The organism is Halodesulfovibrio spirochaetisodalis (genome assembly GCF_001672295.1).
In the GTDB taxonomy this organism is placed as follows: domain Bacteria; phylum Desulfobacterota; class Desulfovibrionia; order Desulfovibrionales; family Desulfovibrionaceae; genus Halodesulfovibrio; species Halodesulfovibrio spirochaetisodalis.
The window spans coordinates 148,243-168,632 of the sequence record NZ_JXMS01000001.1; the positions used below are offsets into that span (position 1 = coordinate 148,243).

The 20,390-nt window shown below is 46.8% G+C and carries 17 protein-coding genes and 1 tRNA gene; 10 read left to right on the top strand and 8 right to left on the bottom strand.

What is annotated here, in order from left to right; translation table 11 throughout:
* The 6 genes from SP90_RS00750 (at position 1) to dxs (ending at position 7,352) form a co-directional block, all read left to right on the top strand.
* Positions 1-1,728 carry a proline--tRNA ligase gene (locus SP90_RS00750; protein ID WP_066851561.1) on the top strand — a complete coding sequence of 576 codons (1,728 nt, stop codon included), beginning with the start codon at positions 1-3 and terminating at the stop codon, positions 1,726-1,728.
* Between the two features lie 223 nt (positions 1,729-1,951).
* On the top strand, positions 1,952-3,349 hold the full coding sequence (xseA, locus tag SP90_RS00755) for an exodeoxyribonuclease VII large subunit (RefSeq protein ID WP_066851564.1): 1,398 nt from the start codon (positions 1,952-1,954) through the stop codon (positions 3,347-3,349).
* Positions 3,346-4,203, top strand: a complete 858-nt coding sequence (locus tag SP90_RS16855) for a M23 family metallopeptidase (protein WP_082936224.1) — start codon at positions 3,346-3,348, stop codon at positions 4,201-4,203. Before xseA ends, SP90_RS16855 begins: the two co-directional genes overlap by 4 nt.
* Positions 4,204-4,214: 11 nt before the next feature.
* Positions 4,215-4,463 carry an exodeoxyribonuclease VII small subunit gene (xseB, locus tag SP90_RS00765; protein WP_066851566.1) on the top strand — a complete coding sequence of 83 codons (249 nt, stop codon included), beginning with the start codon at positions 4,215-4,217 and terminating at the stop codon, positions 4,461-4,463.
* A 1-nt stretch (position 4,464) separates the two neighbouring features.
* Positions 4,465-5,370: a polyprenyl synthetase family protein gene (locus SP90_RS00770; RefSeq protein ID WP_157471148.1), complete on the top strand. Its 906-nt coding sequence runs from the start codon at positions 4,465-4,467 to the stop codon at positions 5,368-5,370.
* Positions 5,371-5,438: 68 nt separating this feature from the next.
* Entirely contained in the window at positions 5,439-7,352 is a 1,914-nt protein-coding gene (gene dxs / locus SP90_RS00775; protein WP_066851568.1) for a 1-deoxy-D-xylulose-5-phosphate synthase, read from the top strand.
* A 307-nt stretch (positions 7,353-7,659) separates the two neighbouring features.
* Here dxs and SP90_RS00780 read toward each other — a convergent pair whose 3' ends face one another.
* The gene (locus SP90_RS00780; protein ID WP_066851571.1) at positions 7,660-7,977 is read right to left on the bottom strand and encodes a TFIIB-type zinc ribbon-containing protein; all 318 of its coding nucleotides are present in this window, start codon (positions 7,975-7,977) and stop codon (positions 7,660-7,662) included.
* Positions 7,978-9,229: 1,252 nt separating this feature from the next.
* Between SP90_RS00780 and SP90_RS00785 the strand changes: the two genes are divergently transcribed.
* Positions 9,230-9,826, top strand: a complete 597-nt coding sequence (locus SP90_RS00785; protein WP_066851573.1) for a DJ-1/PfpI family protein — start codon at positions 9,230-9,232, stop codon at positions 9,824-9,826.
* Positions 9,827-10,011: 185 nt separating this feature from the next.
* Here the strand turns inward: SP90_RS00785 and SP90_RS00790 are convergent, their stop codons facing one another.
* From SP90_RS00790 to dnaE, 3 genes are read right to left on the bottom strand one after another with little or no spacing between them, the layout of a single operon-like run.
* The gene (locus SP90_RS00790) at positions 10,012-10,626 is read right to left on the bottom strand and encodes a MarC family protein (RefSeq protein ID WP_066851575.1); all 615 of its coding nucleotides are present in this window, start codon (positions 10,624-10,626) and stop codon (positions 10,012-10,014) included.
* A 3-nt stretch (positions 10,627-10,629) separates the two neighbouring features.
* Complete coding sequence (gene queD, locus SP90_RS00795) at positions 10,630-11,016, bottom strand: 6-carboxytetrahydropterin synthase QueD (RefSeq protein WP_066851577.1); 387 nt, start codon at positions 11,014-11,016, stop codon at positions 10,630-10,632.
* The gene (gene dnaE / locus SP90_RS00800; protein ID WP_066851579.1) at positions 11,009-14,479 is read right to left on the bottom strand and encodes a DNA polymerase III subunit alpha; all 3,471 of its coding nucleotides are present in this window, start codon (positions 14,477-14,479) and stop codon (positions 11,009-11,011) included. The genes queD and dnaE overlap by 8 nt, the downstream gene beginning before the upstream one ends.
* A gap of 248 nt (positions 14,480-14,727) precedes the next feature.
* Between dnaE and SP90_RS00805 the strand changes: the two genes are divergently transcribed.
* Genes SP90_RS00805 through SP90_RS00815 form a run of 3 tightly spaced genes read left to right on the top strand, consistent with a single transcriptional unit; the run spans position 14,728 to position 16,395 of the window.
* Entirely contained in the window at positions 14,728-15,021 is a 294-nt protein-coding gene (locus SP90_RS00805) for a hypothetical protein (RefSeq protein WP_066851581.1), read from the top strand.
* Entirely contained in the window at positions 15,021-15,821 is an 801-nt protein-coding gene (locus SP90_RS00810; RefSeq protein ID WP_066851583.1) for an HD domain-containing protein, read from the top strand. Before SP90_RS00805 ends, SP90_RS00810 begins: the two co-directional genes overlap by 1 nt.
* A gap of 4 nt (positions 15,822-15,825) precedes the next feature.
* Complete coding sequence (locus tag SP90_RS00815) at positions 15,826-16,395, top strand: hypothetical protein (RefSeq protein WP_066851585.1); 570 nt, start codon at positions 15,826-15,828, stop codon at positions 16,393-16,395.
* A gap of 232 nt (positions 16,396-16,627) precedes the next feature.
* Here the strand turns inward: SP90_RS00815 and SP90_RS00820 are convergent, their stop codons facing one another.
* The 4 genes from SP90_RS00820 to SP90_RS00835 form a co-directional block, all read right to left on the bottom strand.
* Positions 16,628-18,619, bottom strand: coding sequence for an alkyl/aryl-sulfatase (locus SP90_RS00820; protein WP_066851587.1), 1,992 nt, complete (start codon positions 18,617-18,619; stop codon positions 16,628-16,630).
* A 113-nt stretch (positions 18,620-18,732) separates the two neighbouring features.
* Positions 18,733-19,398, bottom strand: a complete 666-nt coding sequence (locus tag SP90_RS00825; RefSeq protein ID WP_066851589.1) for an HAD family hydrolase — start codon at positions 19,396-19,398, stop codon at positions 18,733-18,735.
* A gap of 325 nt (positions 19,399-19,723) precedes the next feature.
* Positions 19,724-19,966, bottom strand: coding sequence for a hypothetical protein (locus tag SP90_RS00830; RefSeq protein ID WP_066851594.1), 243 nt, complete (start codon positions 19,964-19,966; stop codon positions 19,724-19,726).
* A 204-nt stretch (positions 19,967-20,170) separates the two neighbouring features.
* Positions 20,171-20,247: transfer RNA gene (locus tag SP90_RS00835), tRNA-Met, on the bottom strand.
* Positions 20,248-20,390: the final 143 nt, after the last annotated feature.

The window sequence follows — 20,390 nt, forward strand, 5'->3', positions numbered from 1 at the left end:
ATGCGCTGGAGTCGTTTCTACATTCCTACGCTTAAGGAAGCACCGGCTGATGCTGAAGTTGTCAGTCATAAGCTGCTTACCCGTGCGGGTATGATCCGTAAACTTACATCCGGTATCTACACATACATGCCGCTTGGTTTACGTTCCATCACAAAAGCTGCTGCCATTGTCCGTGAAGAAATGGATAACGCTGGCGGCAACGAAGTGAGCATGCCGATGGTGCAGCCTGCCGATTTGTGGCAGGAATCCGGACGTTGGGATTTTTATGGCAAAGAACTGCTTCGCCTGAAAGACCGTCATAACCGTGACTACTGTCTTGGACCGACACACGAAGAAGTTATTACTGACATCGTGCGTGGTGAAGTGCGTTCCTACCGTCAGCTGCCTATGAATCTGTACCAGATTCAGACTAAATTCCGTGATGAGGTTCGTCCTCGTTTCGGTCTTATGCGTGGCCGTGAATTCATCATGAAAGATGCATATTCTTTCGATAAAGATCAAGACGGTCTGGATGAAAGCTACGAAGCCATGTACGCAGCATACAATGCCATTTTCTCCCGTATGGGACTTAAGTTCCGTCCGGTTGAAGCAGACAGCGGCTCCATTGGCGGCAGCTTCTCCCACGAGTTCATGGTGCTTGCAGAAACAGGTGAAGATACCATTGCAGTATGTGATTCCTGTTCCTATGCAGCAAACGTTGAGCGCGCTGAAATTCAGTGCACTGGTGACGAGTGCGACATGCTCGACATCCCGATGGAAGAAGTTTCTACCCCGAACGTACGCACAATCGAAGAAGTTTCCAGCTTCCTTGATGCACCTGCAGCAGCATTTATTAAAACTTTGCTGTTTGATGCAGATGGTGAGCCTGTGGCTGCGCTTGTACGTGGTGACAGAGAGCTTAATGACGTTAAACTCAAGAATCTGCTTCATGCGGATACGCTCGAAATGGCAACTCCGGAACAGGTTCGCGAATGGACTGGTGCTCCTGTCGGCTTTGCAGGTCCTGTAAACTTGAAAGTGAAGCGTATCTTTGCTGATAACGAACTGCGTCTTGCAACAGACTGGATCGTTGGTGCAAACAAAGCGGACGCACATATTAAGCACGTTTCTCTGAAGCGTGATGTGGAGCTTTCCGGTTACGCAGATCTGCGTCTCATCACAGAAGACGATGTATGTCCTAAGTGCGGCAAGGGAATCAGCCTCACAAAAGGTATTGAAGTCGGACACGTATTCAAGCTCGGTACTAAGTACTCTGAGTCCCTTGGCTGTACCTTCCTTGATGAGAACGGCAAAGAAAAAGTTATGCTCATGGGTTGCTACGGTATCGGTGTTTCCCGTGTTGTTGCTTCCTGCATTGAGCAGAACCATGATGAAAACGGTATTTGCTTCCCACCTCCGATTGCTCCATTTGAAGCACTTGTTGTGAACCTCGATATTAAGAGTGACGAAGTGAACGACAAGGTAGATGAAATCTACACCTTCTTGAAAGAGCAGGGCATTGACGTGCTGGTTGATGACCGTAAAGAGCGTCCGGGCGTTAAGTTTAAAGACGCAGATCTTATTGGTATCCCTATGCAGATTGTTGTGGGTGGCCGTGGTCTTAAAAACGGTATTCTTGAAGCAAAAGATCGTCGCACAGGTGAAAAAACAGAACTTCCGGTTGAAGGCTTTGCAGAAGCATTCAAGGAATGGAAAGAAAAAGTCTACGCCGGATGGAACATCGGCTAGTCAGTTAGCTTTCCGTCTATACAGCATATGCATACCTGCTTGAGAGCAAGCAGAATAAGTAATTGCTGTATGGCACCTGAATAAAAGATAATGCTCCTGTTGCGCTTGTTCCGCAGCAGGAGCGTTTTTCTACTCGTCCAGAACAGGAATAAAGAATGTTCACGGATTGAGTTCAGATACAGGGCAGACACTTGCTCCCAGTAGAGCCTTCGGAGACCCGTACATGAGTAAGATACTGACAGTCAGAGAATTAACAGATGCCCTTAAGAAAACTCTTGAGGGTGCGTTCCCGTTTGTATGGGTGCGCGGGCAGGTCTCCAACCTTTCACGCCCTGCTTCAGGGCATATGTATTTTTCATTAAAAGACGCAGATGCAGTACTGAATTGTGTCTGGTTTAAGGGGAACCAACGCGGCGATGAGCGGTTCGATCCCCTTACCGGTGAAGTCTTTGAAGACGGTCCTCGACCAAGTCTTGCCCGCACCATGCAGAATGGTACGGAAATAATGTGTGCAGGCAGATTGAATGTATATCCGCCTCGTGGCAGCTATCAGCTTGTTGTCGAGCTTGCGCAGGATGTGGGGCTTGGAAAGCTCTTCATGGAGTTTGAAGAGCTGAAAAAGAAGCTGAGTGCAAAAGGTTTCTTTGACTCCATGCGCAAACGGAAGTTGCCGTATCATCCTGAAAAAGTCGCTGTAATTACCGCTCCCTCCGGTGCAGCTATTCAGGACTTTTTACGCATTTCCGGTTCTCGTGGCTGGGGAGCACAGATAAAAATTTATCCGGCACTGGTGCAGGGCGATCTTGCCGCTGGAGAGCTTGCAGCACAAATGGACAGGGTCAACGCTGACGGCTGGGCAGATGTGATTGTGCTCATTCGTGGCGGCGGCTCCATTGAAGATTTGTGGGCATTCAACGATGAAACTCTGGCTGAGAATATTTTTGGTTCCAGAATTCCGGTTATTGCCGGTGTCGGGCATGAAGTTGATACGACGATTGCCGATATGACTGCTGATGTTCGCGCAGCGACACCAAGCCATGCTGCGCAGTTGCTTTGGCCGGAACGTTCTATGCTTGTTCAGTCGTTGGATGAGTTGGAAATTCGTCTTGCGCAACGAATAGAACAACAGCTTGGAGGCAAAGAGCATAGCCTGAATACTCTGGAACGTGGCCTTGGCTGGCTGTCTCCTGTACAACGTTTGAACCGTATTGATGAACAGTTCATGGGGCTTACAGAACGACTGGACAGGGCGCTTACGTTGAAGTTTGAACAGGCTGAACGCACTGTTCAGTATGGTGAAGAACGTATTCGGCGGGCTTTTGGCGAAGAGGCTATTACGTATCAGTTGCAAAAAATACATAGTCTGGAAAATCGGGTGCAATGGGCCGGCGAAACGCTGCTTGCAGCAGCAGAGCGCAAATTGGATCGTGCTTCAATAATGCTTGAGAGCCTCGATCCGGCAAAGCCGCTGGAGCGTGGCTACAGTCTGGTGCAAAAAGCAGATGGTTCTTTTGTCCGCAGCGTGGAAGATGTCGCCCAGGGCGAACACCTTAATGTAATGGTCGCTGACGGCTCTGTGGGTGTACAGGTTGAAACTGTAGAGAAAGGGAGTGAGGTTTGATTAAACGTACTGTTATGTTGCTATGCGTTATTCTGCTCAGTGCGACTTCAGCACTGGGAGCACTCCGCATGGAGTTACCAGAGAACGCAGTGAACGGTAGGGCGTTTTTGGTTACAGTGCATTCTGATTCTGAGTTTCCTGTGTTGTTGAAATGGGATGCACGTGAATTGATGGTAAATCCTGTGCAGGACAAAGATGGATATAGTGCCATAGCGTTGCTGTCTCTTCCGCGTGACTTTTCAAAAAAATCAGTGACTGTTTCTGCCATTGAAGAACATGTTTCGGGAACAGATACTGTGACCCGTGCTGTGCCTGTAAAACACAAAAAGTATCGCGAGCAGCATCTCAATGTTAACCGCAAGTATGTTGAGTTGAGTAAAAAGAATCTCGACAGGCATTACGGTGAGCAAGCTGTTGTGAAGAAGATGTTAAGCAGCCTTCAAGTTGAGCGCATGTGGGACAGAGGGTTTCTGCGTCCGGTTAATGGTGGAGTGAGCAGCGAATTTGGTGTGCAACGTTTCTTTAACGGAAAACCCCGCAAACCGCACAGCGGCATAGATCTGCGCGGTAAAACCGGAACGCCTATAAAAGCATGCGCAGACGGTGTGGTACGCATTGCTGATGACCATTTTTTCTCCGGCAATTCAATTTATATTGATCACGGACAAGGTGTGGTCAGTGTCTACTGTCACTTGTCAAAATTTCTTGTGAAAGAGGGCGAACCTGTTAAAAAAGGGCAGGTCATCGGCAAGGTAGGTGCAACAGGGCGTGTTACAGGGCCGCATCTGCACTTTACGCTGAAAGTAGCTGGTGTATCAGTTGATCCGATGCCGCTTTTTTCAGAAAAGAACTAAGAGAGTACGTGATGGCAGCTAAAAAGAAAAATTTTGAAACGCAGTTAAAGCGGCTCCAGACGATTGTTGAATCGCTGGAGAACGGTGAGCTGGCTTTGGAAAAAAGCGTAGCCTTATATAAGGAAGGGATGACCCTTTCGAAGGAATGCCGTACCCAGCTGGAAAATGCGCGTAATGAGATTCGTCTGTTTACAGAAGAAGGCGAAGTACCCTTTGAAGAAGAAACATCTGCTGGTGCAGGTGAAGATCAGGTAAAATAACATGACAATGATGAGTGTGCAGGAATTTAAATCCATGCTGAAAACAGAGGCAGGTTCTGTCGAAAACTACCTTTCTACCTGTCTGCACAATAGAAATATCCCGCAGCGTCTGCTGGCTTCTATGGAGTACAGCCTCCTTGCAGGCGGAAAGCGCTTGCGTCCTGTTCTTTGCCTTGCTGTGGCTGCCATGTGTGGTGCATCGAAAGAGCATGTTATGCCGTTCGCTTCCGCCATTGAGTGCATTCATTCCTACTCGCTGGTTCATGACGACCTGCCTGCCATGGATGATGACGACCTGCGTCGGGGAAAGCCGTCCAACCATAAGGCGTTCGATGAAGCAACAGCTATTCTTGCCGGTGACGGGTTGCTCTCTGAAGCGTTTGTGCTGATGTCAGAGACTGCACAGCATCTTCCAGCTGCATCTGTTCTTTCCGCGCTTAATACTGTGGCTGTTGCGGCGGGCTCCGGCGGTATGGTGGGCGGCCAGCAACTTGATATGGATTTTACCGGTCGTGATGATGTTTCGCTTGAAGAGCTGCAAACTATGCATGCCATGAAGACAGGCGCATTGATCCGTTGTTCATGTGAGAGTGGTGCAATTTTAGGCGGTGCTACTGTTGAAGAGCAGGAGCGTATCCGTACATATGGTGCTAATATTGGTGCTGCGTTTCAGATTGTAGATGATATTTTGGATGAGACCGGTACTGAGGAAGAATTGGGGAAACCGGTTGGCAGTGACCTTGAGCAAGGTAAAAACACTTATCCGAGCATGCTTGGAATCGAAAAAAGCCGAGAGCTTGCCCAGAAAATTGTGGATGATGCTGTTGAGCAGCTTGCAGGCTTTGACGGCGTTGAAGCGCAATTTTTGCGTAAGCTTGCCCAGTACATTGTTGACAGAGTGTCATAAAGAGTACACTACCTTTGTCAGCAAATGGTATGATGCTTCATTCCTAACTCATAGCACCCGGATTTATAATGTCTGATAAGAGCCAATCTTCTCCTCGTCTACTGGACAGCATTAACTTGCCGTCTGATGTCCGCAAGCTTGACCACGCACAGCTGGAACGGCTTGCTGGGGAGCTGCGTGAAGAAATAATTTCCGTAGTTTCTGAAACGGGCGGTCACCTTGCTCCATCTCTTGGAGTTGTGGAGCTGACTCTTGCCTTGATGTCTGTTTTTGATTTTGATCATGACAAGCTTGTCTGGGACGTTGGACATCAGGCATACGCATGGAAATTGCTCACAGGTCGAAAAGATGATTTCCATACCTTACGCACGAAGAACGGTGTAAGCGGGTTCCCTAAGATGGCGGAAAGTCCGTATGACCACTTTGGGGTAGGACATTCTTCCACTTCGATTTCCGCAGCTTTGGGGATGGTTGTTGCTCGCGAACTTTCCGGTAAGAAAAATGAGGTAATCTCCATTATCGGTGATGGCTCTATGACTGCCGGTTTAGCCTTCGAGGGACTTAATCAGGCAGGACATGTGGACAAGAAGATGCTTGTTATTCTCAACGATAACGAGATGTCTATTTCTAAAAACGTGGGCGCAATGTCGCATTTCATGTCCCGTAACTTGTCCTCCCGCTGGGTGCGCAGATTCAAAAAAGACGTTGAGACCATCCTTAACGCAGTTCCTGCCATTGGTGAGGAAATGCTCAATTATGCACGACGCAGTGAGCATAGTTTGAAGAGTTTCTTCACACCGGGCATGTTGTTTGAAGCATTTCAATTTAACTACATGGGCCCGATTGACGGCCATGACATAAAAGCATTGCAGCGTGCGTTCAGACTGTATCAGGATCTGGATGAGCCTGTATTGCTGCATGTGCTTACCAAAAAAGGGAAAGGCTACGCTCCGGCTGAATCCAACCCGACTTTCTTCCACGGTGTAGGCAGTTTTGTGCCGGAAACCGGACAGGCGCGTAAGGTTGCTAAAGTGAATGCGGTGCCGACCTACACTGAAGTGTTCGGTAATGCATTATGTGACCTTGCAGAGCAGGATAAGCGCATTGTGGCTATTACTGCAGCAATGCCGGAAGGTACCGGTACAGCCTGTTTTGAAAAGAAATTTCCTGAACGTTTTGTAGATGTTGGCATTTGTGAGCAGCATGCTGTTACCTTTGCAGCAGGGCTTGCAGCGCAGGGGTACCGTCCTTTTGTCGCTATTTATTCAACGTTTATGCAGCGTGCGTATGACCAGATTGTGCATGATGTCTGTTTGCAGAATCTGCCGGTTACGTTCTGTCTCGACCGTGGCGGTATTGTGGGAGAAGATGGCCCGACCCACCACGGTGTGTTTGATTTGAGTTTCATGCGTCATATTCCGAATATGACGGTACTTGTTCCGTCCAGTGAAGCAGAGCTTGCTGACTGCATGGCAACAGCGCTTGCACACGATGGGCCGGTGGCAATTCGTTACCCGCGTGGTGCAGGCTACGGAATCCCGCTGAAAGAAAAGGCTCAGCCGTTTGCTCTTGGCACTGGTGAAATTTTACTTGAGGGAAGTGATGTTGCCGTTGTTGCAGTGGGCTCCAGAACATATCCTGCCCTTGAAGCAGTTAAAGAGCTTGCCAAAGAGACTGGAAAGCAGGCGACTGTTTTCAATGCTCGCTGTGTTAAGCCGTTGCCGGAAGAGCAGCTTATTGAGCTTGCAAAAACACATAAGGCCATGCTGTTGATAGAAGAAAATGCCTTGCAGGGTGGATTCTCCTCAGCAGTGCTTGAGTTGCTTTCAGATAAAGGGGCTCTTGGGAACTGTAGAGTGAAGCGTCTCGGTGTTCCTGATGAATGGGTAGAGCATGGGGCGCAGGGTGAGTTGCGTGAGCAGCTTGGTCTTAACGAAGAAGGTATTAAAAGAGCAGTACAGGCTCTTTTTGAAGAAGCATAACCGCTTGTTGAAAATTAATGACCATTCTGCACATTGCGGCGTCATGGTAAAAAAAGTCAGACGCTCACATATGTTCATCTATTGGTCGTCCTAGACTTTTTTGTATTCCTTGCACTGCACAGATTTATTCCCATCTGTCAGCTTAGGATGTTGTAAGTAGCCTTAGCCGGAGCAATTTGCTCCGGCTTTTTTTTATGGAAATACAGTGGGAACGGCGTCTTAAAAAAGCCAGTGCGGGATGGTCACTGGCTTTTCATGGGGATGAGGCATACGTCTGGTTGCCTGTATATAGTCAAGCTAAGGAGGACTAGCTTTTAATAAGAAGGTGGTTGGTACGTGCGGTGCGAGGATTGGGGAATCCGTAGCAGCCGTGGTACTTATATGTGAAGTATGTTCCGTAGTCGTTACCGGACTCGGCAAGGTGTTCTTCACTGGTAGGGGAAATAGACGGGCACTGTCTACGTTTTGGCTTTTGGTCTGTAAGTTTTTTAGAAAGCATTTGCTGCAAAAGCCTATCCATTTCTTTTTGTTCCATCCACACACCATCACAGGTTGTGCAGCATTCTATATCGATACCTTTGCGGTTGATAATTGTAAGCGCGGTTTCGCAGTTTGGGCATTGCATATTATTCTCCAGAAAAGCACTGGAAGTTTTACTCCAGGTGCTGTCATATTTTTATTGGTATATAAGGACTACTCTTGTACTGCGTATTTTTCATTGCAGTTTTGTATCAAGGGGTAGTTTTTTATTTCATTTAGATGAATTTGAATGTTTTTTTTGATGATCATCTTTTATTCGCAATTCATGTTTCATAAAGCAACTGATGTGCCAATTGGAAGAATACGTTTTATGTCGAAGGTTACGGTATATTGCTCAAGTGATTTGGATTGAAGTGTCTAAAAAATACACTGAAAAGTGTTCTCATGTGCATAATTTATTGTCACATAAGCAAGTGGTGAATAAAAATTGCACATGGTAACGCTAGTACCCTGAGGATAAAGAAAAAGGTGAGTTCGAATGAACTCACCTTTTTTTCTCTATGATCTTGCGATTTGCTTTTTATGCTCTCCTGAAGTCGGAACTTCAGGAGAGAAGGAGGGATAGTGCTTAGGTTGTAACGGTGGAATCATGATTTCCACAAGAGGGGAAAGGGGTCCTTATTCCCTGTTATAGTTCTGGTGTTTTTTCGAGCACAGGGAGGAAACGTGCTTGGCACACTGTGCAAGAAAAAACGATGCGTAGTCATCGTGTAAAAAGGATGTTCTATTTTGAGGAGCTAATTTAATAGTATTGTATAACTAGCTTCTACCAATACTGTATACGGATTTGGCTTTATTATTATGTTTTCATTAATTAATAAAAATTAATCAATGGTTGTTTTTTATGGCATGATGAATGCATTTAATAATGCACAACGCACCAGATGTGTAGCGGATAGAGTAAAAAACTTTTCACACCAATGTAAAAAGTAAACATCTGTATGATGCATTCATCATGTCAGGTGCAAACTGCATTGCACTTGTATTCTATTTAGCAATCAGTGTGCCATTTTTTAAAACTGTTTAATTTTAGCATGTTGCAGGGGTGTTGTTGATTGGGGGCTGATATCTGCTTAGAATTATGAGAAATATGTGCTTTTTTTTGCACATGATGCACAACGAGTGCGCTTGCGTTGTCTTTGCTCTAATACGGTATTGAATAAAAACATGCTGTTAGCAGGTAGAATATGTGCAGCAATATGTGCAGACAGTGCTTTTATAATAGTATGTGTTTGCTCTATTTCAGTGTTGTTGCCAATATATATGGAGGGGAATGTGAAGAATTGACAGTGGTACTGCTCTATGGTCAGTAAGTACTATTACATAAGGAGGTGTGTATGAATGTAGCTATAGTCACATTTGAGGGCTTTAATGAGCTGGATTCTTTTATAGCATCAGGAATTTTGAATCGGATGAAAGATGTTGGGTGGAATGTGCAGATAACATGTCCTGCCGATACAGTAACGTCCATGAACGGAGTAACCATTGCAGCTCAGCAGCCGTTAGAGTTTGCTAATACGGCAGAAGTTGTGCTTTTGGGTAGCGGTATCTGTACACGAGATGTTGTAAAAGATGCTCAAATTCTTGAGAGATTGCAGTTGGATTTGGACAAACAGCTTATAGGTGCTCAGTGTTCCGGTACATTGCTTTTGGAAGCTCTGGGGCTACTTGACGGGATGCCTGCTTGTACGGATTTAACCACGAAGCCCTGGGTGCAGGATGCTGGTGTAGAAGTTCTGGATCAACCCTTTTTTGCTGAGGGAAATGTCGCTACGGCAGGCGGTTGTATGGCATCACAATATCTTGCAACTTGGGTACTGGCTAAATTGGCGGGTACAGAAGCTGCTCAATCTGCCGTACGGTATGTTGCTCCGGTGGGTGAAAAGGATGTGACCGTGGAACACTGTCTTTCTGTTGTACAGACCTTTATATAGGGGACGTAAGCATAGATCGCTGGTTTTGATACTGCATTACTGAGTATGCGGTATGGTAATAGCAGTTAAGTGTAACTGCTTTTTGTATGAAGAATGAATAACGTATTGTATAGAATAAAAAAACTGCCCCCTTTGGTGTAAAAGAGGGCAGATTTTTTTGTGTATATGGAATTTGCAGACAACTGTTAGAATGTCTCAACAAACATTCTGATACCGTCTTCCAGCATTTGTACAGCCATAAAGATGAGGATAAGTCCCATGAGGCGTTCTGTTGCCCGTAGCCCTCGCTGACCGAGAATTTTGGTGAGTGAAGATGAGCACAGCAGAATCATCGCAGTCACAAGCCATGACAGAAAAATAGCTGTAAGCAGTTCAATGTTACCATGCGGGTTTTCCTGAGAACGGGCAGCATAGAGCATGATCGCTGCCAGCAAGGAAGGTCCGGCAAGAAGTGGCACTGCAATAGGGACAATGAACGGGTCTTTTTCCAGATCAGACGGTGTACCGTTCCCCTGCGGGAAAACCATTTTCATGGAGATTATGAGCAGGATAATGCCACCGGCGATACGGAGTGTTGAATGATGAATATTCAATAGCCCAAGGAGGTTGTCACCGAGGTACATGAAAAGCAGAATGATTCCGAGGGCGATAACAACTTCGCGCAGCATGATGCGTCGCTGCTGCTTTGGCGTGAATGCCCCGAGCATAGGCAGGCAGACAGCTGCGTTGCCCAGCGGGTCGAAAATCAGAAAGAGAGTGACAGCAATTTCAAAAATCACCTGCCAGTTCAAGTCCATCATGGTTTACAACTCCAGATAGGTAGCAGACTGTGCTGCTTTTTCGGATACGGTCACAGAGTGGACACGCACTCCGTATGATTCAATGCGCTTGCCAAGTTCCTGATAAATGAAACGGGCAAGATTTTCAGAAGACGGGTTCATTGTGTCAAACGGAGCAGTACAGTTCAGATCTTTATGATCGAGAAGCTCTGTTACTTCTTTGAGTGTTGTCTTCATGATCTTAAAATCAAGCAGAATTTCAACATCATCAGAAAGTTTGTCGCCTTCCACAACAGCTTCAACAGCAAAGTTGTGTCCGTGAATATTTTCGCACTTACCGTCATAGTTGCGAAGTGCGTGTGCGGCTGCAAAATCGGAACGCACAGTAAGCCGCCAGATACCGTTAGCCATGGACAACTCCTTTCCAGTTGGCAAAGTCTTTTTCGAATTGTGGGCCGGGATGAATAGAGTAGGCTTCATCCAGACTGAAAATTGCATCAGATTCACTGATCATAGCCCGTACATACACAGGTACCGGGCCGTTATGTTTAAGTAGAATTTCTTTTAGTTCTGCAATGGCCTGCGCACATAATTTGCTGTGCGGGATGTCGATGGTTGTCGGTTCCAGATTGCACTGGCACGCCTCTGTGAGAGACTCAACCTTTTCGCAAAGTAGTTTGATTTCTTTTACAGCATCTTCGTCATCAGAATCTTCGTTGTTCTGCTGATCACTGATGCGTGCTGTCAGAAGCAGTGGCTGTTCGCTGTACAACAACTCTTTGCCTTCTGCATATGCTTCAGGGAAGACCACAAGTTCGCCGGATGCAGTAAGGTCTTCAATATCCACAAAGGCCATCTTGCTGCCTTTTTTGGTGATATGCTCTTTAATGGCTGTAACCAGCACAGCGCACTTGATCTCACCGCCCTGATCAAGGTCGACTGCCTCTTCAAGAGGTTGCAGGTGCAGTCTGTGCAGTTCGCGGCGGAACGGCTGGAGAGGGTGGCTTGTAAGATAGAACCCAAGAGCATCTTTCTCAAAACGCAGCTTTTGTTCATCGTCAAATTCTTCAAGGCTCTGTTCTTCACAATCAAACCCGATGCCACCGATTACTTTCGGTTCTTCAGAGATCATGGTGAACAGGGAAACCTGATTGGAATCTTTGTCTTTTGCTTTTTTCTGGGCTTTGGCAACAACGTTATCAAGCGCTGCCAGCATGCCACGGCGGGAGACGCCGAAGCAGTCCATTGCACCGCCCTTGATGAGGTTTTCCAGTACGCGCTTGGTAACTTTTCGCAGGTTAACGCGGCAGGTAAGGTCGAGCATGGACTGGAACTCGCCTTCTTCTTCACGTGCTTCCACAATTTCGCGGATTGCCTCATCGCCCACTGTTTTAATCGCGCCAAGGCCAAAGATTACTTCGCCTTCGTGTACAGTAAACTGCCTGCGAGATGCCTGAACGTTTGCCTGTTTAACCGCAACGCCCATATCACGGCATGCAGCAACATATTTAAGCACCTTATCCTGGTTGCCCATCTCTGAAGTCATGAGCGCAGCCATGAATTCAACTGGATAGTGAACCTTGAGGTAGGCGGTCCAGTAAGAGATAAGTGCGTATGCAGCGGAGTGGGATTTGTTGAAGCCGTAAGCTGCAAACTGTTCCATCAAGTCGAAAATTTCGTCGGCTTTTTCTTTTGAAATATCGTTTTCAGCTGCACCGGCAACAAATTTGGTACGCTCCTGCGCCATTGCTTCTGCAATCTTTTTACCCATAGCACGGCGCAGCAGGTCCGCACCGCCAAGGGTGTAGTTACCGACAATCTGGGCGATCTGCATAACCTGTTCCTGATATACGATAACACCGTACGTCGGCTTCAGGCAGTCTTCCAGAGACGGCAGAGGGTAGATAACAGGCACTTCACCATGCTTACGCTTAATAAATTCATCAACCATACCGGAGTTCAATGGTCCCGGACGGTAGAGTGCAAGCATAGCGATTATGTCGTCAAAGCAACTTGGCTTGAGCATGCGCAGGTAGGTACGCATGCCGGATGATTCAACCTGAAAGATACCGTCTGTGTCGCCGCGCTGGTACAGTTCATAGGTTGCTTCATCGTCAAACGGCAGGGTGTCGAGATCTGGCTGAGGCTTTCCTGCAAGTCCGATGTTGTCCACGGCATCCTGAATAACAGTCATGGTGCGCAGGCCGAGGAAGTCGAATTTTACCAGACCGACTTCTTCAACTTTTTTCATGTCGAACTGCGTTACACGACCGCCTTTCTTATCTCGATACAGCGGGAGGTACTCCACCATAGGCTTATCAGAGATAACAACACCTGCTGCGTGGGTGGATGCGTGGCGGCACAATCCTTCAAGGCGCTGGGAAATATCAATAAGTTTTGTAACGCTCGGGTCATTGCGGTACAGGTCAGCAAGCTCCGGTTCAGCAACCAGTGCTTTTTGAATGGTCATTTTCATTTCATCAGGAATAAGCTTGGAAATCTTATCTCCTTCCTGAAATGTAAGACCTTGCGCACGGGCAACGTCGCGAATTACCGCTTTGGCTTTCATTTTACCAAAGGTAGTAATCTGCGCTACTTTATCCTCACCGTACTGCTCCATAGTGTAGCGGATAACTTCTCCTCGACGGCGTTCGCAGAAGTCAACGTCGATATCCGGCATGGATACACGTTCCACGTTCAGGAATCGTTCAAAGAGCAAGTCGTACGGGATAGGGTCAAGGTTGGTGATACGCAGTGCCCAAGCGACAATGGAACCTGCCGCAGAACCACGCCCCGGGCCTACAGGGATACCGTTGTCTTTTGCCCAGTTAATAAAGTCCTGTACAATGAGGAAGTAGGCCGGAAAGCCCATGTCGTTAATAACTTTGAGCTCAAGCTCCAGTCTGTCCCAATAGACTTTTTCATCAATCTCATACGGGATAACATCAATGCGTTTTTTAAGACCCTCACGGCACATGCGGCTGAATTCGTCAGCCATGGTGACGCCTTCAGGCAGGTCGTATTCAGGGAAGTAATATTCACCGAGAGTGAGATTGATATCAATCTCGTCCGCAATTTTTACTGTGTTGGAAATGGCTTCCGGCACATGAGCAAACGCGGCTTTCATTTCGTCAGGCGATTTGTAGTACAGCTCTGTGGTGTCAAAGCGCATGCGGCGTTCATCCTGCACCTTGGCTCCTGTCTGGATACAAAGCAGGGTGTCGTGCGCTTCAACGTCGGATGCGTTGAGGTAATGGCAGTCGTTTGTGGCAACCAGCGGCAGGCCGGTGCGTTTGGAAAGCTCGATGAGTTTCTCGTTAAGCTCATCCTGTTCTTTCAAGCCGTTGGACTGCAGTTCAAGATAAAATCTGTCTGGGAAAATTTCTGCGTACTCACGGGCGATTTCTTCTGCTTCATCCATTGTGTTATTGAGCAGATACCGTGGTACTTCACCGGCAAGACATGCGGAGAGTGCGATAAGATCGTCGCTGTGATCGCGCAAAAATTCTTTGCTGACTCGCGGTTTATAGTGGAAACCGTTAACACAGCCTTCAGTTACTATTTTACAAAGGTTCTGGTATCCGACATTGCCCTTGGCAAGGAGGACTAAGTGGTAGCGTTTTTTTGCGAACTCACTGGATTTATCTGTGTGGTCACCGTGTGATACATAAATTTCACACCCGATGATTGGTTTAAGTCCGGCTTTTTTAGCCATGAGGTAAAAATAGACAGCACCGTACATGTTGCCGTGGTCGGTGATGGCCACAGCAGGCATGTTGAATTCAGAAGCTTTTTGACAAAGGTCTTCTAAACGGATAGCGCCATCAAGAAGGCTGTATTCTGTATGGCAATGTAAATGTACAAAATCTGACATAGTTCGCAAATAGTGTGGAAGGGTTAAAAGCAGTATTTATAGCATCTGTTTTGCTGAGTAACTGGTACAATTCAATATCGACTGAACGTAGCAGATTCAACACATCGGGACAACCGGATTTCCCTGTGTGTGATTGTACTTAGCTGAAAAAAAAGAAAAATGTTTTTTAGTCGTGGTATAGTGCGTGTACAGGGAAAACTGAATTTGCAGGTACAGGCACAAGGGTTGGTGTACTACCGGAGGTTGCAGTGTTTGAAAAGGTGACAGCGTGGATTCAGAGTGTTGTGGAATCGAAGACATTTGATGAAGCCGTAACTAACTTTATTTCAACAAAATACGGGCAGTATGCCCTTATTTTTATATTTTTTATGTTTATTATTACATATCTTCGCGTGCTTTTTGGGCCGAAAGGTTTTTTCAGGGAAAAGCAGTGGGATGAGTGGAATAAAGAAGCTGAGGCCACGGAGGCTGCAGAAAAAGCCGCACACAATGCCGAGGCAAAAATAAAAGCTGAAAAACAGGCGCAGCCTACCGAGAAGTAATGCAACAGGAACTCTCGCCATATCTTGACTGGTTTACACAATATGTTGCGCGGTATGCTCAGCCTGACAGTACTGAACAACAATATATTGACCTGAAGCACGATCATACGTTGCGTGTATTTGAGAATGCGGGATTAATCGTCGCCACGCTGCCGCTGGATTCAGTTACTGCACGAGTGGCATTGTTAGGGGCATTGTTTCATGATGTCGGGCGGTTTGAGCAGTATCGGGTGTACAAAACATACAGTGATCGTAACTCAGTTAATCACGGCTTGCTTGGCTGTCGCATTTTAGGACAAGAGCAGGTGCTGCAAGGTGAACCTGAGAGTATCCGGAAAGCAGTACGGGCGACTGTGGCAATGCATAATAAGTTTGCGCTGCCCATAGGGCTTCCTGAAGTCGTCCGTGTGGCCTCCAATATTGTCCGTGACAGCGATAAACTGGATATTTTTCCTGTACTGGTTTCTAACTTTACGCGTGACGGATCGAAAAGCGATGTTGTGACGCTGGGGTTGGAAGAAGGAAAAACACAATATACCTCTGTTATTTTACATAATGTTCTGCACGGCAAACCTGTTAAGTATGCAGACATGCAATACGTGAATGACTTTAAGCTGCTTCTTGCAAGCTGGGTGTTTAATCTGGAGTACAGAACGTCCATGGAACTACTGTCTGAACGTGGTGCAATGGAACAACTGCTTGATACGCTGCCTGCGTTATCCGAGATGGATGAAGTGAAGCGGGTTGTCCGTGCTGAAATGTATCGTGTACTCACGTCAGATGTTGAAACTAAGGGGTGATCGCGTGAAGGCTGCTGTACAATTTTTATGGAATAAGCTTGTTGCCAGCACTGTTACGCAGGCCGTAACGCTTGTGGATAAAGCTCGTGCCCGCCGTGTTCTTATTCTCGGCGAAAATACCAATGCACTCTCTGATGCGCTTGAAGCAGTTGTAGAGCAACTTGATGTTATTGATGATAAAACGTTGAGTACGCGATTATCTGCTTCTTGTGAGAGCGTACCTGATTCTCAGCCTGTTCTTACAGCAGCAGATGGTTCGTATGATCTATGCTTAGTCAGCTTTGCTTTGCATAAAGTGGAGCCGGAAGTGGCAGAGAAGCTGGTGCGTGATTGCTTACGGGTTGCCCCTAATGCGTTGCTTATCGATTTTGCCCTTGCAGAACGGAATATTGAATTACCATCTCAGTATATCTGTTCGTTTGCAGAGCAGTTCCTTCATGGCGGGCATTGGGAAGTGTTCCAGCGGTATATTCGGGTCGGGGCACTGCATGGCATTGCTCATCGGGCATCCGCCAGTGAATTTGCCAACGTGACAATATGGGGCGGTGGTGTTCGTCTCTTACTTGTAGGGTGATACTCAGCGTGATGACAAACCTGCACATGGCGGTGTTGCTTCGAAAAAACAAACACCCTCTTAGAGGGCTAGCTATTTTCCACCCTTGAGTTTTTCTCGCGTTTGCACTGCACAGATTTGTTTCGATCTGGCAGATAAGGATATTTTAACAGCATAAAAAGTCAGGTGCGACTGCACCTGACTTTTTTTATGGTATTCACCCTGTGGTGGTGTTTTGTTTTGAGCTTGCCAGCTACTGCTTTGGCAATGGAGCATTCGGGGTCACAATGTTGAACCAGAACGGGAAGGTGTCCATCATTGCGATGAGGTCTTTGAGTTTTTGCGGGTCACCGTCTAATGCGATTTCTCCTTCCTTGATAGCCTCTGGGACAGTGGTCTGCCTGAGGAATATCCTGTTGAGCACATCCCGCGTCATATTGACGGTGACTACAGCATCTTTGTCTGCCCCCTTGTAATGGGAAAGGGTAGAGTTGTGGAGATCAAGAACGTACTGTTCGGAGGTGTCCGTGAGGGCAAGGTTGATCTTCATGTCTTTACCGGCAGACCGTTCAGGATTGATGCGTATTGCCAGATAATCCAGAAGCATGGTTGTCTTCATTGCCAGCAGAAAGTCAGGAGAAGCTGTTTGCGGTGCTGGCAGCTTTTCTATCCCGTTTCGTAATTCCTGTGCGCCTGTGAGGTAGAAGTTACGCCACGGGCCGGACTCAGACTGGTATCCAAGCTGTTCCAGAGCGTCGGCTACGAGTTTGCGGGCGTCCTTATTGGAAGGGTCTGAAAAAACAATGTGGTTGCAGACTTCAGCTACCCAGCGGTATTCGCCGTTTTCATATGCTTTACGGGCTTTAGTAAGAATTTCTTCTGCGCCGCCCATGTATTTAACATATCGCTTTGCGGCTTCAACTGGCGGCAGCACATGCAAGTTGGAAGGGTTACCGTCAAACCATCCCAGATAGAATACGTATGTTGCTTTTACGTTGTGGTAGACAGTGCCGTAATACCCACGCATTGCCCAGTGCTGTTGTAAGGCTTCCGGAAAATGAACCTGTTCGGCGATTTGATCCGGTGTGTAGCCCATGTTCGCAAGGCGCAGTGTCTGGTCGTTAATGAATCTGTAACCGTCACGAGCCATTTTTAAGTCTTTGATGACAGCTTCATTTCCCCATACTGGCCAGTGGTGCATAGCGTAGAGCACTTCGGCGTCTTTGCCCCACATTTCGATTGTTTCATTGAGATACTTTGACCACGCCAGAGGGTCTCTGATTTTTGCACCACGAAGTGTGTAGGTGTTGTGTAAGGTGTGTGTGCAGTTTTCTGCGGCAGAAACAGCTTTGAGCTGCGGGATGTACCAGTGCATTTCTGCTGGTGCTTCAGAACCCGGAGCCAAAAGGAATTCAAAGTCCAGACCGTCGATGGTCATTTTTTGACCGGTTTTGGTAATAAGGTCTGTCGGAAGAATCAAGGTTACGGTACCTGTGGAGGTCGTTGTTCCTAGTCCTGCGCCCACTTGTCCTTCTGGAGAAGGAGGAAGCAGATTACCGTACATGTATGTTGCACGGCGGCTCATGGCGTTACCAGCATACACGTTTTCTGAGACTGCCGCTTCGGTGAATCCTTCCGGAGCAATTATCTTGATTTTACCGTCGCGGACATCTTTTTCATCAATGATGCCACGCACGCCACCGAAATGATCAACATGGCTGTGGGAGTAGAGTACAGCCTTGATAGGCTTTTCAGGGCGGTGTTCAAAATATAGCGCAAGAGCTGCCTTGGCAGTTTCAGCAGAAATGAGCGGGTCGATAACGATGATTCCGGTATCGCCTTCAATGACCGTCATGTTGGAGAGGTCTGCATTGCGTATCTGATAGATACGGTCACAAACTTTAAATAAGCCGCCCTGCATGACCAGCTGCATTTGTCGCCACAGGCTTGGATTTACAGTGTTGGGTGCTTTTTTTTGCTTGAGGATAAACTGGAACGCCTGCATGTCCCAAACGGTATTACCTTTAGCATCTTTGATTATACCATTGTTTGGGAGCGGGGCAATAAATCCCTTAGCTGCATCCTTGAAATCCTGTTCATCCGCAAATGGCAGGATTTTTAACCAGCGTGCATTTTCTTGAATAGTATGTTTGGTCGCAGGGTTGGGGGAAATGTCTGCGTATGCAGGTAAGGCAAAGGCTATTAGCACTAGCCAGATAAAGGCTGTCAGTCGTATGCCGTTCATTATCTTCTCCTGATAGGCTTTGCGGGATACGCTGCAATAGTAGCCCGCAGGATGTACCAGTTAGTGATTAAACGACAATTTGTTAAAAAAAGAGTGTATTTTTTTGAGAAGATCTATGTAGTTGAAGTCAGTTGCAGGAACAGTTCCCAACAATCCTTTGCAATGAAGTCAGGCTGCTCTGCCTCGAAATCTGCGCGGGTTGCTTCTCCTGTGCAGACACCTGCCGTGAGCGTTCCTGCGGCCTTGCCAGTATGGATGTCCATAATGTGGTCACCGGCCATGAGTGCTTCTTCCGGAGGACAGCAGGCCAGTGCAAGGGCTCTATGCAGGTGATCCGGATCTGGCTTGACAGAAGGCACATCATCACGGGTGAGCACTATTGGGCAGTATTCGTCAACATCTGGAAAAACAATGCGAACCGCTTCTGTGCAGTTGCGGGTGACAATGCACGGAGTGATGTTTCGATCACGTAACTCGGAAAGCAGAGGGCGTCCCCAGTCAAAAAGGTCGCTTCTGGTTGCGGCTTCAAGTTCGACATCCTTTGCAGCAGCGATGGCTGCTTCGTCTATTTGAGCCATAATGGAAAGCTGTTCGCTTGCAGCCTGTTGTTTTGCCATTTCAAGCCATTCCAGAAGAGGAAGTCCATCAAGGTCTGGCAGGTTGGGGTACACTTCTTTAACAGCAAGGTACGCTCTACGCTTCATTTCATGGAAATCAATGGTGGGGATGGCAAGTGTGCCGTCAAAATCAAAAACAACAGCCTTGAGTGGATGTCTCATGTTTGTCCTTCAGTTGAATGAAATACGTGCATATCTGAATCATCTATTTTTATAGTTCGCATGGTGACAGGTCAATCCTCTAATTACTTTCCATGCGCGACGTGCTGTATTGTCTGGCTGAGGGTATGCGGTTGTAGCCTGTTGTTTTTATAGGGAAGCAGGTGAGCAGCAGGGCAATGCTTGTTCTGAGGAAGCGAAGTTATGCAGAGTTATAAAAGTAAGAAAAGCCAAACTCAATACATCGTACATGGATGAAAGAGTTTGGCTTTTGGGGGTATGAGGAAGAGCTGTGTGTTTTTTAATGAGAATGAAAAGCAGACAGTGGCTAATCTTCGATTATAATTACGTCTGGTTCATCATACTCTTCAATAATGATCACATCCGGCTCGTTTCGTTCAATAACAACTACATCTGGGCCGTCATCAAAAATAACGTCGAGCAGGTCTTCATCACGTCTGTCTTCAATGATGATTACATCCGGATCATCATCCTCAAGGACGATGATTTCGTCAGAAAGTGCTGTTGTCGGGATAGTGAGCAGTATTAGTAAGAAAAAAATATATCTCATGTGTTCTCCATGTTGAATGTAAAACACATGTATTTGAAGTGGCGTTAACTGGAAGTAAAGATGAAAGTAAAGAGCAAGCTTTTTGGTTAAGAATGAATAAAAGTCTGAAGTGGATGTTTTGTAGTTGTGTTATATTGAATGGGATACGCTTTTGAAAATAAAAAAAGGGTCATAGACTGTTGTCTATGACCCATGTATTCTAGATGGTAGCGAGGGAGGGAATTGAACCCCCGACACTGCGGATATGAGCCGCATGCTCTAACCAACTGAGCTACCTCGCCATCATATGTACTTTTTGACCATGTTTTTAAAAACGTGATCGCTAAGTGCGAGATGTTTTTTGTATAAAACAGCTGGGAAAGTCAAGCTAAAAATCAAAAAAGTACGAAAAGCATACGTTATAATGCCGTGCAATGCAGGCGCG

Excerpts from the sequence above, each read along its gene's own strand:
- SP90_RS00810 (WP_066851583.1), top strand. The coding sequence starts at position 15,021 with ATGCAACAGGAACTCTCGCCATATCTTGACTGGTTTACACAATATGTT.
- dnaE (WP_066851579.1), bottom strand. The coding sequence starts at position 14,479 with ATGTCAGATTTTGTACATTTACATTGCCATACAGAATACAGCCTTCTT.
- dxs (WP_066851568.1), top strand. The coding sequence starts at position 5,439 with ATGTCTGATAAGAGCCAATCTTCTCCTCGTCTACTGGACAGCATTAAC.
- queD (WP_066851577.1), bottom strand. The coding sequence starts at position 11,016 with ATGGCTAACGGTATCTGGCGGCTTACTGTGCGTTCCGATTTTGCAGCC.
- xseB (WP_066851566.1), top strand. The coding sequence starts at position 4,215 with ATGGCAGCTAAAAAGAAAAATTTTGAAACGCAGTTAAAGCGGCTCCAG.
- xseA (WP_066851564.1), top strand. The coding sequence starts at position 1,952 with ATGAGTAAGATACTGACAGTCAGAGAATTAACAGATGCCCTTAAGAAA.
- SP90_RS00790 (WP_066851575.1), bottom strand. The coding sequence starts at position 10,626 with ATGATGGACTTGAACTGGCAGGTGATTTTTGAAATTGCTGTCACTCTC.
- SP90_RS00780 (WP_066851571.1), bottom strand. The coding sequence starts at position 7,977 with ATGCAATGCCCAAACTGCGAAACCGCGCTTACAATTATCAACCGCAAA.
- SP90_RS00785 (WP_066851573.1), top strand. The coding sequence starts at position 9,230 with ATGAATGTAGCTATAGTCACATTTGAGGGCTTTAATGAGCTGGATTCT.
- SP90_RS00820 (WP_066851587.1), bottom strand. The coding sequence starts at position 18,619 with ATGAACGGCATACGACTGACAGCCTTTATCTGGCTAGTGCTAATAGCC.
- SP90_RS00750 (WP_066851561.1), top strand. The coding sequence starts at position 1 with ATGCGCTGGAGTCGTTTCTACATTCCTACGCTTAAGGAAGCACCGGCT.
- SP90_RS00830 (WP_066851594.1), bottom strand. The coding sequence starts at position 19,966 with ATGAGATATATTTTTTTCTTACTAATACTGCTCACTATCCCGACAACA.
- SP90_RS00770 (WP_157471148.1), top strand. The coding sequence starts at position 4,465 with ATGACAATGATGAGTGTGCAGGAATTTAAATCCATGCTGAAAACAGAG.
- SP90_RS00825 (WP_066851589.1), bottom strand. The coding sequence starts at position 19,398 with ATGAGACATCCACTCAAGGCTGTTGTTTTTGATTTTGACGGCACACTT.